1 pseudogene is annotated in these 536 nt (G+C 65.1%); it reads left to right on the forward strand.

From position 1 onward, the window contains the following. Window positions 1-129 (forward strand): annotated as a pseudogene (locus SO180_RS42525) (IS256 family transposase); the annotation flags it as partial. Window positions 130-536: the final 407 nt, after the last annotated feature.

Here is a 536-nt window from a genome sequence, read left to right on the forward strand (position 1 = left end):
CTACACGCCCAAATACGAGAAGGCGGCCGACTGCCTCAGTAAGGATCGATACGCGCTGCTGGCCTTCTACGACTTCCGGCCGAGCATTGGAAGCACCTGCGGACCACGGATGAGATGGACAAGCGATTTTTTCATGACCGAGATGACGATTGCAGAATCGCGTACGTCCATTCTTTTGTTCGGCTGCGCCGCGGGCCATTCTTCCGTCCCGGCCACCGATCTCGCAGCCGCCGCGCGCAGGGGCGGTCAAGGCTGGCTCGTTTGCGGCCACCGCAAGGCTTGGCCTTGACCGGCCCGAGCACGGCGGCATGCTGGCGTGGAACGGGACTGCATTCCTGGCTGGCACTTGCCGTCAGGCGGGATTATCCTTGGCGGGCGCGGGCGACCTCGTGGCGAAGCGTGGCGCCTCGGCTGCAAGCGCCACCAGGCTGCCCTATTTTGTCCCGCCGAGCTGAGGCGCCCGCGCGCCGGGTTTTGGCCGCCGTGGTTTCCATTGCGTCACCAAGCGCTCGTAGCTTTGCTCTGCCTGGGCGGCA

The organism is Bradyrhizobium sp. UFLA05-112 (genome assembly GCF_053572325.1).